Here is a 14,139-nt window from a genome sequence, read left to right on the forward strand (position 1 = left end):
TTATTGTAAAAAAGAATCATCATTCCATAATTTTAACGTGTAAGCTGAATCAGCCTCTGATTCTGTTGTTTCTAGAATCGACAAACTATTATTTTTAAGTCCGCCCATGCTACGTAAATCGGCTAAATCTTTGCCAGTAAGTGCTTGGATTGCAGCCGTTAACGATGCCCCATGCCCAACAAAAAGATAAGGTCCATCACCTGATTCTACCGCTGCTTCAACTACTGTTGCAATACGGGAAATTGCCTGTTCGATCGGTTCTCCTTGAAAGACTTCTGGATTGTAACGATCCAATCGATAGCGCATATGTTCTAATTCTTTTTCGTATGTTTTTCTCATTTCAGCAATCGATTGTCCTTCTAATTTTCCTAAACCTAGTTCTTTCAGCTCATCTGTGTAAACGATTTTTACTGGCCGTTCAAGTTCCTGATTGATGCCTTCAGCTGTTTTTCTCGCACGCATTGAGGTACTTGAAAATATTTTTTCAAAAGGCACATCTTTGATCATTTGACCTAATTGCTTTATTTCATCATAACTCGTTGGAAGCAGTGGTGAATCACCGCTCATTCCCTGAAATCTAAGCTCTTGATTCCATTCTGTTTTTCCGTGACGAGTAAAATATAATTTCATTTGCTTTTGCTCCCTTAATTCTGGTTTATTCATTCGTTGCTTCCTACTTATCGCTAAGTTATCTTATCTAGTGTATCATTTTCACTGTGAAAATTCCATTTAACCAAAATGTTTCTCTAAACAAACTACTTGATTGTCTGCCTAATAAAAAGTAAATTAGACTAGGTAGTTTTAACTCACTAACTTTACTAGTATTTAGATCTAGGAGGAACCTGATTTGTTTTTTAAACACATTCATCACATTGCCATCAATTGTTCTGATTATCATAAGACAAAAGAATTCTATGTCGAAAAACTAGGTTTTGAAATTATCCGTGAAAATCAAAGAACAGATAAAAAGGATATCAAACTGGACTTAAAACTAGGGCAACAGGAATTAGAGATTTTTATAACACCTAATGCACCTAAACGTCCATCTTATCCTGAAGCTTTAGGATTGCGTCATCTTGCTTTTAAAGTCGAGGACATTGAAGAAGTTATTGCCTTTTTAAATACTAAAGGAATCGAATGTGAGGCGCTTCGGACAGATACATTTACAGGTGAAAAAATGACTTTTTTCTTTGATCCAGATGGTCTGCCTCTAGAATTACATGAATGAACCATTCACTTACTCTTCGATAAAAAAAACTGTTCTCTTTGCAATCAAAGGAACAGTTTTTTAAACTCTTAATCTAATTTATCATTTTCATAATGATGTTTCAATTCTAAAGCTGGAAAATCCTGTTGGCGTAATGCTTCATACACCACCAACGCTACTGTGTTTGATAAATTTAATGAACGCACATGCTCATCATTCATTGGAATTCGTAAACACTTCTCCTCATTTTCACGCATAAACTCTTCTGGTAATCCAGTCGTTTCTTTCCCGAACATAAAGTAATGATCTTTACCATCAGCATAGTCCATTTCGCTATACGTTTGATTTGCAAACTTTGTGACCAAGTGCAGTGGACGATCCTCTAAGTAACTTAAAAAGGCTGCTAAATCTTTATGATACATAATATTAACATCGTTCCAATAGTCTAATCCGGCTCTTTTCAAGTGCTTGTCATCTGTTGAAAAACCTAACGGCTCGATGAGATGTAAGGGTGAATTAGTTGCGGCACAAGTTCGGGCAATATTCCCAGTGTTCGCTGGGATTTGTGGTTCAAACAATACGATATGATTTGTCATGATTACAGTTTCCTTTCGATTAGATGACTCATTATCTATTTTCTCCATTAAAATCAACATAAAAAAAAACGTATCGCCTCGGTGTCAATCACTGCGAGTCGCTACGTTAGTGAAGCTCTTTTCACTAACTTTTATCAGAACAGGAACCTGATAAAAACCAACGAAAAAACAACTTGTATGTAATATAACACCATTATCAGAGCTTTGCAATACCTTTTAGTAAATTAACTAAATGAAAGCGTTATCTAACCTTTCCTTTTAACATGCGGACGTCAATTGTAATTTCAGTTAATGGATTTTCTTGAAGCGCTTCTTTTACTTGTTCAGCCACTCCCCATTCAAGCGGAGACATTTCCAATAAATCTAAACGATACTCTTTCGGAATAGCATACGTAAAGCTCACTCGCTCATCGCTCAAAACAGTCATTTCTTTAGAAAACTTGGCTAAAACTTTTTCATTTGAATAGGTTTGTTTTGTTTTATCTTCTGGATAAAACGCTGCCCTTAACTCTTTCAAATAATCAGCTTCGGGGATCACTTTGATCACATTTCCATCTTGTTTCAAAACACGCTGAAATTCTTGATAATGAGAGGGCGAAAAAATATTCAAAATGGTATCCATTGATTGATTTGCAAACGGTAAATTGGTCAGATCTGCCACTGACCAAAAAGCCTCGATCGGCTGATTACTCGCTAAGTAAATGCCATCTTTTGAAATATCAAAACCATATTTTGCACCAGCTAATCCTAATTGAGACAATTCAGCTAAGAAACTTCCTTCACCACAGCCAACATCTAACGTTGAACCAGTTAAATCCATTGCAGCAATGATTTTTTCCAACAAAAGCTGATACATGCCACTTTGAATCAAGCGACCTCTATGAAGCAACATTTTTTTATTATATTCAGTCTGAACACTATGGGAAAGAAAATAAATCGTTCCCTTCTTTGATAAATCAAATTGATGATTCTGCGCACAAATCAGACTGTAGCCTTCCAATTGAAATGACTGCTTACATACTGGACAAAGAAACTGTTCATGGTGCGTTTCTAAAAAAATACGTGCAAAATCAATTTTTTTTAACATAAGGCTACTTCCTATTCATTATAATTTCTGAAATTGTCTGCTAAACTATCGCTATTTATCTTACAACGAGAACCAGACTTTGGCAACCGCTAGAATTATGGTACAATGCCTGTGAAGAAAAAATGAGGAGTGAATCCAATGATAAAAGAATTTTGTGCTGAGAATTTCACAAATATCCCAACAGCTATTCGCAACGGAGCTGGAAGAATCGAATTATGTGATAATTTAGCCGTAGGTGGTACAACCCCGAGTACTGGTGTGATCGAAGAAGCTGTAGCATATGCTGGAGAAAAATCAATTCCTGTTATGACGATCATCAGACCCAGAGGCGGAGATTTTGTTTACAATGATATTGAGCTTAAAATCATGCATACAGATTTAATCGAAGCAAAAAAAATTGGAACTGATGGTGTTGTTTTAGGGTGTCTAACAGCTGATGGCTGGTTAGATGAAGAAGCTTTAGAGTTATTGATCGATACTGCAGAAGGATTACAAATCACGTTTCATATGGCTTTTGATGTATTAAATAAAGAAAATCAATTTAAAGCAATCGATTGGTTGGCTGATCATGATGTTCACCGGATTCTCACACATGGAGGTCCTGCTGGAAGCCCAATTGAAGAAAATTTTGATCATTTGAAAGAGCTCATTCAATACGCTGACAAACGGCTTATCATCTTGCCAGGCGGGGGAATTTCTAGTAAAAACGCGGATACTGTTCTAAATTCTTTAGGTGTCAACGAAGTCCACGGAACAAAAATTGTAGAATAATGTATAGATAGAGAGAGAGGTTTGTTTCATATAAATCATCTCCCTCTATTTTTGATCATTTACTCTGACTTATCTTGTAATTTTTTTGCCTCGATGCTCATAACTAAGCTACTTAAAAGACCTAAGCTACCTAAAAAAAACAGCTCATTTCGCTTTAAGAACACTCCTGCACTAGCTAATCCCCCACCAATAATCAAATTAACTGTTGCACTTTGATTCAATCTCTTACTTGTAAATTCCGGTAATTCAACATTTACACGCAACTTTTTATTAATCTTGTTTATTTTTTTATTCATTTCATTGATCATTTTTTTCCTCCTATGATTGTTTTCCTATTGAACTAATTTGTCTTACACTGACTTATTTTACTTCAAACAGATACATACTAACGGTATGTATTTATTAAAAATAAAAAATGCAACTACGCATTTTTATTCTTGAATCGCCCTAAACATCGTCACTACATCATCTATATACTCATCATCGATCAACGGAAAATTTACGCCTTCATAGAGCATTTTAAAAAATGACAGCTTGTTCAAAAGCGCGTTTTCATCCATTTTATAAAACGAAGGAGCTAACCAGATATTTGTCGAGATTACAATCAACTCGGCAATTTCTTGAGGATAATCCGTTTTGATTGAACCGTCCTTGATCCCTTCTTCAACGAATGTTTTAATATAGGGAATAATATTTGTAAAAGCTTCCGCATACAGTTCCCCAATAATTCTGGGGTTTGTAATCAATGATTTTGCAGAAAAAGCAAGTTTTTGATGCTCCAATGATCTTAAACTCATTGAATTGATTTTCTTAATTTTTTCAAAACCGCTTATGTCTTTCATTGATTCAATTTGATCCGTTATCCCAATAGCATATCTTTTTTCTAATATAGTATTAAAGATTTCTTCTTTTGATTTAAAATGGTGATAGATAACGCCTTTTGTTAGTCCCCCCAAATGATCAATTATATCTTGAATTGTCGTATGATCGTAACCTTTTTCTAAAAAGAGCTGTTCTGATACATCTAATATTTTTTTTACTGTTTCCTCTGGATACTTATTACGTGCCACAAACTCTCCTCCATACATACCGTTAGTATGTATCATAACTAAAAATATTATTCTTGTCAATCACTAGTCCTTTTTCCCGCCAAAATCATACAAAATAGGGAATGGAATAAAAGTAAAAAATCACTTTTATTTCATTCCCTAGATATGAATAACGTTTTAACCCATTTAACGGAGAAACCCATTCTTATATTTACTTTCACACAAAATACTGCATAAAAAGACTAGCAATATTAAAATAAATCAAAACACTGGTTAAATCACTTAAAGTTGTAATAAATGGACCACTAGCTACTGCTGGGTCAAAGCCTAATTTATCCATCAGCATTGGAATCAAACTTCCTGCTAGGTTCGCTACAGTTATCGCACACAGCATCGCCATTCCAATGACAAAACCTAATGGGAAATTATGCTGCCAAACACCAACAACAAGAAAAATTGCTACTCCTGTAATTGCTCCTGTTACTAAACCAGTCAATACTTCACTGACAATCAAGCGACCAAAGTTATTATCTTTTTCATCTGATACTGCTAGTCTTCTAACTGCCACCGCTAATGATTGGGTGCCCGCATTTCCGGCAGTCCCTGTGATCAATGAGATGAATACAGCCAAAATACTTGCTTCACTTACTAATTCTTCATAATGGCTAATCAATGTTGCTGTAGACATCCCTAAAAATAATAACGTAATCAACCACGGCAATCGTTTTGAAGCTGCTTTGAATGGATTTTCACTGACTTCTTCGACGTTGACCCCAGCCAAACCAGAGTAATCACTGGCCGCTTCATCATCGATAACATCGATGATATCATCAACCGTTACGATCCCTAAAAGATGATCATCATAATCTGTGACCGGTAAGGCTAAGAAATCGTAATCCCGAATCGTTTGGGCAACATCTTCTTGGTCATCGCCAACATGAACAGAAATAACCCGCTCACTTAGAACATCAGAAATCATCGTGTCATCATCATTTACGATCAAATCACGCAAAGAAATAACTCCGACTAAATGGTTTTCCTGATCGACCACATAAACATAGTAAATCGTCTCGGCCACATCTGCCTGATTTTTCAAGACATACATTGCAGAACGCACCGTTTGGTTAGCCACGATAGAGACAAACTCAGTTGTCATGATCGAGCCTGCGGTGTCATCTTCATAATGCAATAGTTCTTTAATCTCACCAGCATCTTCTGTGCTCATCAGACTTAAATATTTCGCTTTTTGACCTTTATCCAGCATATTTAATAAATCAACTGCGTTATCCGTATACATCTCTGATAACATTTCTGCAGCATAGCTAGGACGCATTTCAGCAATATAATCCTTCATGTTTTCGTTATCTTCTTCAATAACATCAAACATATCCGCCAATTCTTTTGGTGACAGATAACTATAAATTTGTTTTCGATCTGTTTCGTCAATCGATTGGTAGAATTGTCCTTGTTCGTATATGTGGAGCTCTAAAAACAATTCTCTGAATTCAGCCATTTGTTGGTCTTTCAATTTTTCTAGCAGTAACGAAAAATGATCGTCCATTTCTTGCCCTTCATTCACTTAAACCGCTCCTTTCAATCTATAATCGATCTACAATTTTATTCATATCTTCTGCTAAAGGAGAAGTTAATTCTAAGCGTTGTTTGGTAAACGGATGAATAAAACTCAATTTACAGCAATGTAGAGCCTGACGCTCAATACCACTATCCATTTTACCACCATACATCTCATCACCCAACAAAGGGCACCCAATCGCCTCAAAATGCACTCTAATTTGATGGGTTCTACCTGTATGAAGTTGAATATTGACCAAAGCTTCATCGCCTTTGCGTTTTGTCAGCCAATATTCCGTTTCAGCTTGTTGTCCGGTTTCAACAATCGTTCGTTTCAAAATAGAAGATAAATCCCGACCGATTGGAAGTTGAATGGTTGTATGCTCTTTTAATTCAGAAGTCGAACCGCCTACTAGTGCTTGATAAATTTTGATTACTGCTTTTTTACGCAATTCTTGATCCAGCATCGCATGAGCAAAACCATGCTTAGCAAATAGCATTAAACCTGTCGTATCTCGATCCAAGCGAGTGACGACATGTATCACCTGATTTTTATATTCTTGCTTTTTGTAATAGGCTTTTACACGATTGGCCATAGTTCCATTAGGATGATATTGAGCAGGGATCGAGGCAACTCCTGCTGGCTTATTCACAACTAGATAATGATCGTCCTCAAATACGATATCAATTGGCACATCATCTACAAGTAATGTCTCATGCTCTTTTTCATCTGGAATCGTGACTTTAACTTGATCTCCGAAAGATAATTTGAACAAGGCATTTTCAACTGACTGATTGACTTCGATTTTACCACCTTGAAACTTAATTTTCGCTAATAGACCTTTTGAGATGCCTTGCTCTTTTAAAAAAACTTTTACTTGTTGTGATTCTTTTTTTTCTACTGTCCAATAAAATTCCATTAAGTTATTAATCCTCGCTAATGAAGGCATCTTTTACACGATGCCAAAAATGCATATGTCGATATGAGGCAAAGTGGATCCGCTCATCCGCAATACGATAATAAATCGACTTGATATCATCTTGATAAATATCTAATTGGTCGACCGTGATCAAATAATCATTGCTTTCCTGTAATTTAATTTCCAACCATTCTGTATGAGCTATCACGATCGGAGAGCCTAATGTTCGAAATACGCGATTATTCAATGAAGCAATTTCAGCTAATTGAAATGCATTAATACTTGGATGCAGCACAGCGCCGCCAATACTCTTGTTGTACGCTGTTGAACCTGTCGGCGTGGAAACAGACAACCCATCGCCACGGAAGCGCTCAAACAGTTCGTCTTTGATCAATACATCCGCAACCATCGTCCGATTGGCTCGCTTGATCGTTGACTCATTTAGTGCCAGAAAATGTTTATCCGGTTTATTTCCATGAAAACTGATTTTCACATCCAACAAGGGATAACTAATACTTTTTTCTTGATGAACTAACAAACTTTGAACTAATTCTTCTAGCTCATAATCCCGCCAGTCCGTATAAAACCCTAAATGACCAGTGTGAACACCTAAAAAACTGACTTCATCTAATCGATGACTAAAACGGTGAAAAGCAGATAATAGCGTCCCATCACCACCTACAGAAATCACAAGATCAGGTTGATGATCATCGATTTCGATTTTATTTTTTTTCAGAAGCAGGAGTAAATGGCGAGTAACTTCACTTGATTTGTGTTCATGATTATGAACAATGGCTACTTTCATTTTGCTCCCCCTATTCTTTCTCTAACTGCTCTTTACGATCATTGAAATTTTGATAATAATTAGCTTTTGATTTTCCTCGTCCATGTGAGAACAAATGCTGAGCTTCTTGAATTTCTTCACGGATCGTGGACATTTCTTCATCTAATTGATAGGCAGCTTCAGCCGCACGCTGCAGCCGTTCTTTCATCTCTTCTGGAAAAGCACCTTGATATTTATAATTTAATGAATGTTCGATCGTAGCCCAAAAGTTCATCGCCAATGTCCGAATTTGAATTTCAGCTAAAATCATTTTTTCGCCTGTAATCAATTGAACTGGATATTCGATCACTAAATGATACGAACGATAGCCACTCTCTTTTTTATTAGTAATATAATCTCGTTCTTGAATGATTTTCAAGTCTTTTCGATTACGGATAATCGCTACCACTTGCCGAATGTCCTCAACAAATTGACACATGATCCTCAGACCTGCAATATCCTGCATCTCTTCTTCCAAACGATCAACAGAAATATTACGCAATGCCGCTTTCGTTAAAATACTATCTACAGGTTTCACTCTTCCTGTTACAAACTCAATAGGTGTATGTTTATTTTGCTCTCGAAACTGCTTACGAATACCGCGCAGTTTAACTTTCATTTCTCCAACAGCCTGTTCATAAGGTGCCAGAAAAAGCTCCCACTCTTTCTCCATCCTAATCCCTCTATTTCCTTGAATTTGATTCACTGCTTATTTTACCATAGAGCTGAGAAAAATAGGGTAATTTGAGAAATTGTATAAATTTTTTCAACAATAGGAAATTTTTTAACTTCTAGTTCACTTTTCTTGACGTAATAGGGGAAAGTATGCAAAAATTGAATTAAATTAAAGAAGGTGGGTCCAAAAACGTGAGTGAAAATTTAGAAATAGAATTTAAGACATTATTATCTATAGAAGAATTTTCACGTGTGATTGACTACTTTCAATTTAAAGAAGAACAATTTTTTACCCAAATCAATTATTATTTTGACTCAGCCGATTTTCAACTTAGAAAAAGGCGGATGGGTCTGAGAGTTCGTGTCCTATCAGATAATGCAGAAATCACTTTAAAAATCCCTGAAAAAGTCGGTTTGTTGGAAATCAATGATACGCTTTCTGTTGATGAAGCAAAGGCTATCGTTGAATCGGCCACACTTCCAACTATTGGAAATGTTTACAACAAATTGAATCAATTAGGAATTGACCAAAGTGATTTACGTTTAATCGGCAGCTTAACAACTAAACGAGCAGAAATAAAACTTCCCCAAGGTTTACTCGCGCTAGATGAAAGTTGGTACAATGAGCAACATGATTTTGAGTTGGAGTTAGAAGTAAATGACGCAACCAACGGTAAGAAAGATTTTCTTTCCTTATTGGATACTTTGACTATCAAAGAATCCCCGTCTCCTAACAAAATCCAACGCATGATGCTAAGCTCAAAAGAGAAAGATTAAGAAGTTATAATAGTAAAAACATATCATTTCATTTTTCCTAGTTTTTCTGATAAATTAGGGTCACTTAGTTGAGAAATGATGTCTAGTCGCAAAAGAGTCAAATTGGAGGAAGTATGAATGATTGAAATCTATCTGTTCGTTAATCCTTTGGGGGGCATTTGTCTCAACGTAGAAAAGGATATTTTAAAATTGGTTGAAACTGAGAATAAAAAAATTCAATTTCGTTTCATTCCGCTCGTGAACATGCGGACCATAAACCATCTTATAAAGTTGTTCGAGATTCCAACACATGATATCGAACAACGGAATCAATTGTTTGAAGATGTTTACTCAGCTGCACTTGATTACAAAGCAGCACAATTGCAAGGAAAGAAAAAAGGGCGTCATCTATTACTTGGGTTACAACAAGCTGTAGCCGAGGAAAATATACCTTATTCATCAGAGTTAGCTGAAAAATTAGTTGTAGAAGCTGGCGGTGACCTAGATATGTTTAAAGCAGATCGTCAATCTGACTTTGTAAAGGAATCCTTTCAAACAGATCAACAAATTGCTCGTGAAATGGGGATCGTAAAACACCCTTCTGCAGTAGTTTATAACTATACATGTGATCGTGATTTTGGTGTACTCGTAGAAGACTGTGAATCAATGGATGAAATCAAACGGCTTTGCGAAACATCAGAAGATAATCTACAGTATTTTCATGAAAAATTTGAATTAAATCACTTTGAGGAATCCCGTGTTCCTCATGGTCATTTACATTTACTTTGAGTAAAAAAAGAATGATCAGATCTCTTCTGAATAAGAGGAAATCTGATCATTCTTTTTTATTGCTCTAAAGATTCTATAAGTTGTTCTAATTCATTTAATCTCGCTTCAAAAACTGTCATCGCATCTTCGATATACTCTGGTTTTGTCATATCTACTCCAGCTTTTTTCATTACCTCGATTGGATAATCACTACTTCCAGACTTCAGATAAGTTAAATAATTTTCTAAAGCTGAGGGCTCGTTTGCTAATATTTTATTTGCTAGCGCTGATGCTGCTGAAAAACCTGTAGCATATTGATAGACATAATAATTGTAATAAAAATGAGGGATACGAGACCACTCTAATGAAATTTCTGGATCTTTCTTAACATCAGGTCCATAATATTTCTGATTTAGATCTCCGTAATACTCACCTAGATATTCACTCGTTAGAGGTGTCCCCTTGGCATCTTCCGTATGAATAAAGTGCTCGAATTCAGCAAATTGTGTTTGACGGAAAATCGTTCCTTTGAAACCATCCAAATAATGATTCAAGACATACGCACGAATTCGGGGATCTGTCTCAGTCTCCAATAGATATTCGGTCAATAGATTTTCATTTGTCGTAGATGCTATCTCAGCTAGGAAAATTGAATAGTCGCCATAAACATATGGCTGATTGCTTCGAGTAAAATAGCTATGAACACTATGTCCCATTTCATGAACTAAAGTATATAGTTGATCCAAACTATCATGCCAATTCATTAAGATATATGGCGCTGTGTCATATGCCCCTGATGAATATGCTCCACTACGTTTTCCTTGGTTTTCAATAACATCGATCCATCGATCATTAAAAGCGGACTGAACAACCGTTAGGTATTCTTCTCCCATAGGTTTCAATGCAGTGAGCGCTTTTGCTTTTGCTTCATCATAAGAATACTTGATCGATGCTTCTCCTAAAATAGGCGTATACATATCATACATGTGCAGTTCGTCCACTTTCAATAGACGTTTACGTAAAGATACATAACGATGCAGCAATGGTAAATTATGGTTTACTACGTCCACCAATGTATCATAAACACTTTCAGGAATATGGTTGTTACTTAGTGCTGCTGCTCTCGCTGAGGAATAGTTGCGAACTTTTGCTTTATAGTTATGCGCTTTAACATGTGAACTTAACGTTTGTGCAAATGTATTCTTAAACTGTTCATAAACGCTATAGAGTCCTTTAAATGCTTCTTCACGGACGCTTCTATGAGTATTTTCCATCAATTGTCCATAGACACCGTGTGTCAATTGGATCTTCTCACCATTTTCATTTTCGATAACTGGAAATTTTAAATCGGCATTGTTCAAGATGGAGAACGTATTACTAGACGCTTCAAAAATTTCCCCTGCACCAGCCAATAAAGCTTCTTGATCAGCAGACAAGATATGCGGACGTTCATTTAAAATAGTTTCAATAAAATGTCGATAAGTTGCCAATTTAGGATTTTCATCAAAATAACCCCAAATTCTCTCGTCATCCAACGATAATACTTCTGGTTCAAACCAAGCAACTGATTCACTAGCCTGTGCTAATAAAGAGCTTGCTCTAGCATAAAGTGCTTGATACGTTGTATTCGTCGTATCTTGGTCATTTTTTAAATGAGCATAAACATAAATGACTTCGACTTTACGATAAATCGCTAATAACATTTCAATACTGCCTAGAAATGCATCACTGCCTTTATCTAAAGATCCCTTAAACTGTTCAACTTCTTTTAACTTATCAGATAAAGCTTGAAATGCCTCATCAAAAGCTTGATCATCCTTAAAAATTTTCGTTAAGTCCCATGTTTTTTCTACTGGTAAACTTGAACGTTCTGGTAATTGTTTTGCTTCACTCATTCCATCTACCCCTTTTCAATTATTCTTACAACAAACTTATCTTATCACATTTTTTAATGGAGTAGCAGTGATTAGATAGTTATTTTCAATTCTTTTCAACCATTCTAAAATAGTTGAGGTGCTTTGATCTCGTTGCCCAAGACTGACCTTCCAACCTGTTGGAACTCTAATTAAATGATGACAATCGATCAGATAATTGAATACCTGGTTCAGACAATAAGCTTGGATAACTTTATGAGGGATATTAGGTAGCTCGTAAAATAACTCACTTCCTTTTGCTAACTCTTTTTCTAGCACATCGATCAGCTCAAAATGGCTAATAACATTCTGATCAAAAAACTGTACCAATTTCCAAATTCGGACTTTTAACAAGAGGTCTGATCCCCTACAGCAGAAAATGTGTAAACCTGGATAATAAAACCAATTTGGTAATTGAATCAGATGAAAAAGATTGTTATATAATTCAGCTTGAATCACTCGGATTTTCTCATCTCGTCGATATAATTTTTTATTCAAGTCAGAGTAATAACTATGTAATAGCTCACCTATTTTATATTTACGCTGACTATGAATATTACCTTTAGTGGGAAAATGAACGATATTTATCAATGACTCACTGTAAAAAGACCACGTTTTCTTTGAAGCAAACAGCATTTTTTTCCAATCTTCTTCAATATGGAAATGCAGCGTTAACTCTGCTTGCTCCCAGTCCGCACTCCATAAGTAAAAGCCTAATTTTTCAGAATAATAACATAAATTTTTGGCTAATTCATTTAAACTATGATGCCTTGAGAATAACTTTTTACCGCAGATCCAAAGTGGGATATAGCCGTGTTCCTGATAGCTACGCGTTCGTTCTACTAATCTTGAAATGCTTAGAGAACTGCATTGAATTTCCACAGCTATATTACCTATTAAAATATCGGGCCGCTGATGTAAAGCAGGTAGATATTTTTCTAATTCATAAGAAAGGCCCTCTTGCTCACACCATCGAACAAACATCTCTTTTAACGTTAGATGTTCAATCGTCTCACCTTCTGAATAAACGCTGCAAGCACTTTGATTATAATGTGAGAAATGTGGGACTTTTACCTTGCCATTTTTTATCCTGACAGGATGATCACACGCAGGACAAAAATAGTGTTCTGTTTTTAACTGTTCGATTTTTTCTCTAGATAAATTCAATAGTGTTATGATTTCTTTGTTATTTGAATACGCACTCAACATATCACTCACCTCATAATGAAGATACGTAAGAAAAATGCTTTTTCAGCAAAAAAACTGAGACAAAACGATAATCGTTTGTCTCAGTTTTTAAATTATTCAAAGTAATATCTTGTTAGTTCTAAAGCATTACGTTCCATGATGCATGTACCATATTCATTCAAGGTTTCAGATGTAACAGCAGATAAATTAGCATATTCCAATAATTGAGCCAATTCATTTTCTACATCATTTTTTCCTAATTCATCTAATAAGAAAATAGTTTGGAGATAATACGTCCCTTTAAATGTATATAGATTCGCTATCACAGACTGTAAGAAAACTTCATTTGCCAGTTGAACCATTGTATCAAAATCGTTCAGTTCAAATACTAAACTTTTAACTGTGTTATCAGCAAATTCTTGCGTCTCATCAGCAAAATCTTCTTCGATTTGTTTACGAATTATATTACTAACTTCTTCTGAATTTAAATCACTGAAGCCTTCAAAATTAGATACTTCATCGATCGAGGCATTCTTACTAATAAATAGTTCTAACCCATCACTTTTTGGCAGAACCTGAAAGGTAACAGCTTCACTGCCTTGAAATTCATCTTCCACATCAACTTCTTCTAAAATACTGTAGAAAAAATTTTCTACTTCTTTGTGGTTGCCAAGTAGATCTAAAAAGGTAATGCCTCTATCTGCTAGATCTTCATTGCCGATCAACACACGTATGGTATTTTCATTGATATGTTCCATTTCCATGTCGCTACACCTCACTTTTGCTAATCAGGAAACTTATTCTTACGTACATT

General features: G+C 35.6%; 16 protein-coding genes. 4 read left to right on the plus strand and 12 right to left on the minus strand.

Features of this window, described 5'->3' with window-relative positions; all coding sequences use genetic code 11:
- Window positions 1-630 (minus strand): histidine phosphatase family protein, encoded by a 630-nt coding sequence (locus ATZ35_RS16235; RefSeq protein WP_208930520.1) that lies wholly within the window; start codon window positions 628-630, stop codon window positions 1-3.
- Window positions 631-847: 217 nt separating this feature from the next.
- Between ATZ35_RS16235 and gloA2 the strand changes: the two genes are divergently transcribed.
- Window positions 848-1,228, plus strand: coding sequence for an SMU1112c/YaeR family gloxylase I-like metalloprotein (gloA2, locus tag ATZ35_RS16240; RefSeq protein WP_208928151.1), 381 nt, complete (start codon window positions 848-850; stop codon window positions 1,226-1,228).
- A 68-nt stretch (window positions 1,229-1,296) separates the two neighbouring features.
- Here gloA2 and trmL read toward each other — a convergent pair whose 3' ends face one another.
- Both trmL and ATZ35_RS16250 read right to left on the minus strand, forming a co-directional pair.
- Window positions 1,297-1,803 (minus strand): tRNA (uridine(34)/cytosine(34)/5-carboxymethylaminomethyluridine(34)-2'-O)-methyltransferase TrmL, encoded by a 507-nt coding sequence (gene trmL / locus ATZ35_RS16245; RefSeq protein WP_208928152.1) that lies wholly within the window; start codon window positions 1,801-1,803, stop codon window positions 1,297-1,299.
- 241 nt (window positions 1,804-2,044) lie between these two features.
- A complete protein-coding gene (locus tag ATZ35_RS16250) occupies window positions 2,045-2,890 on the minus strand; it encodes a methyltransferase domain-containing protein (protein ID WP_208928153.1) in 846 nt (281 codons plus the stop codon).
- Window positions 2,891-3,028: 138 nt separating this feature from the next.
- On the opposite strand from ATZ35_RS16250, the gene ATZ35_RS16255 reads away from it, so the two are divergent.
- Entirely contained in the window at window positions 3,029-3,661 is a 633-nt protein-coding gene (locus ATZ35_RS16255; RefSeq protein WP_208928154.1) for a copper homeostasis protein CutC, read from the plus strand.
- Window positions 3,662-3,720: 59 nt separating this feature from the next.
- On the opposite strand, the gene ATZ35_RS16260 is transcribed toward ATZ35_RS16255, so the two are convergent.
- The 6 genes from ATZ35_RS16260 to yjbM all read right to left on the minus strand — a co-directional run bounded on the left by ATZ35_RS16260 (window position 3,721) and on the right by yjbM (window position 8,698).
- Window positions 3,721-3,969 carry a hypothetical protein gene (locus ATZ35_RS16260; RefSeq protein ID WP_208928155.1) on the minus strand — a complete coding sequence of 83 codons (249 nt, stop codon included), beginning with the start codon at window positions 3,967-3,969 and terminating at the stop codon, window positions 3,721-3,723.
- A gap of 123 nt (window positions 3,970-4,092) precedes the next feature.
- Window positions 4,093-4,731, minus strand: coding sequence for a TetR/AcrR family transcriptional regulator (locus ATZ35_RS16265; RefSeq protein ID WP_208928156.1), 639 nt, complete (start codon window positions 4,729-4,731; stop codon window positions 4,093-4,095).
- Window positions 4,732-4,927: 196 nt separating this feature from the next.
- On the minus strand, window positions 4,928-6,271 hold the full coding sequence (gene mgtE / locus ATZ35_RS16270; RefSeq protein WP_375179625.1) for a magnesium transporter: 1,344 nt from the start codon (window positions 6,269-6,271) through the stop codon (window positions 4,928-4,930).
- A 37-nt stretch (window positions 6,272-6,308) separates the two neighbouring features.
- Window positions 6,309-7,202, minus strand: a complete 894-nt coding sequence (locus ATZ35_RS16275; protein WP_208928157.1) for an RluA family pseudouridine synthase — start codon at window positions 7,200-7,202, stop codon at window positions 6,309-6,311.
- 7 nt (window positions 7,203-7,209) lie between these two features.
- Window positions 7,210-8,007, minus strand: a complete 798-nt coding sequence (locus ATZ35_RS16280; protein ID WP_208928158.1) for an NAD kinase — start codon at window positions 8,005-8,007, stop codon at window positions 7,210-7,212.
- Between the two features lie 10 nt (window positions 8,008-8,017).
- On the minus strand, window positions 8,018-8,698 hold the full coding sequence (gene yjbM / locus ATZ35_RS16285; protein ID WP_208928159.1) for a GTP diphosphokinase: 681 nt from the start codon (window positions 8,696-8,698) through the stop codon (window positions 8,018-8,020).
- A 194-nt stretch (window positions 8,699-8,892) separates the two neighbouring features.
- On the opposite strand from yjbM, the gene ATZ35_RS16290 reads away from it, so the two are divergent.
- Entirely contained in the window at window positions 8,893-9,477 is a 585-nt protein-coding gene (locus ATZ35_RS16290; protein ID WP_208928160.1) for a CYTH domain-containing protein, read from the plus strand.
- A 117-nt stretch (window positions 9,478-9,594) separates the two neighbouring features.
- Entirely contained in the window at window positions 9,595-10,245 is a 651-nt protein-coding gene (locus tag ATZ35_RS16295; RefSeq protein WP_208928161.1) for a ClpXP adapter SpxH family protein, read from the plus strand.
- Between the two features lie 56 nt (window positions 10,246-10,301).
- On the opposite strand, the gene pepF is transcribed toward ATZ35_RS16295, so the two are convergent.
- The 3 genes from pepF to ATZ35_RS16310 form a co-directional block, all read right to left on the minus strand.
- On the minus strand, window positions 10,302-12,119 hold the full coding sequence (pepF, locus tag ATZ35_RS16300) for an oligoendopeptidase F (RefSeq protein ID WP_208928162.1): 1,818 nt from the start codon (window positions 12,117-12,119) through the stop codon (window positions 10,302-10,304).
- 36 nt (window positions 12,120-12,155) lie between these two features.
- Window positions 12,156-13,346, minus strand: coding sequence for a competence protein CoiA (locus ATZ35_RS16305; protein WP_208928163.1), 1,191 nt, complete (start codon window positions 13,344-13,346; stop codon window positions 12,156-12,158).
- A gap of 92 nt (window positions 13,347-13,438) precedes the next feature.
- Window positions 13,439-14,089, minus strand: coding sequence for an adaptor protein MecA (locus tag ATZ35_RS16310; protein WP_208928164.1), 651 nt, complete (start codon window positions 14,087-14,089; stop codon window positions 13,439-13,441).
- Window positions 14,090-14,139 lie beyond the last annotated feature (50 nt).

This window comes from Enterococcus rotai, from assembly GCF_001465345.1.
Lineage (GTDB): Bacteria > Bacillota > Bacilli > Lactobacillales > Enterococcaceae > Enterococcus_L > Enterococcus_L rotai.